Raw genomic sequence first — 358 nt, 5'->3', positions numbered from 1 at the left:
TAACGTACAAGGTAAACGGACCAGCCAGCGTAGCTGGCGCAGGTCCGCTTGACTGCAGGGTTAAAGCGCCGCAGGCAAAACATGACCCTCTCCTTTGGTTCCTCTTTCCCACACCGTGAACTCGGCACCCGCAGGAAAGTACTGCTTGGCTTCTGGGACGAGCAACTGAACGGTCGCGAGAAAAGACTCACCCGGCTTGGGTGATCCGTCGAATAGCAATCGAGCTGACCATTGCTCGTTGTTGATTCCGAGGACGGTTCGCCATTCGCCGGAAGGTAAGGGGCCGACGCGCCCACCGGCCTCCGCATTCAGCAGATGAATCTCGGCGGCGAAGGATTCGGACATTGCGCTTTAACGT

1 protein-coding gene is annotated in these 358 nt (G+C 57.8%); it reads right to left on the bottom strand.

Annotated features, from left to right (window positions below):
* Positions 1-60 precede the first annotated feature (60 nt).
* Complete coding sequence (locus ABGI63_RS25810; protein WP_262968995.1) at positions 61-345, bottom strand: hypothetical protein; 285 nt, start codon at positions 343-345, stop codon at positions 61-63.
* Positions 346-358: the final 13 nt, after the last annotated feature.

Source organism: Roseateles cavernae (assembly GCF_040187885.1).
Classification (GTDB): Bacteria; Pseudomonadota; Gammaproteobacteria; order Burkholderiales; family Burkholderiaceae_C; genus Roseateles_E; species Roseateles_E cavernae.
Note: the sequence above shows the minus strand (reverse complement) of the source record. Positions and strands in the feature narration are given on the sequence as shown.

What these genes read in the sequence shown, in the direction of transcription:
- ABGI63_RS25810 (WP_262968995.1), bottom strand. Translation starts at nt 345, where the DNA reads ATGTCCGAATCCTTCGCCGCCGAGATTCATCTGCTGAATGCGGAGGCC.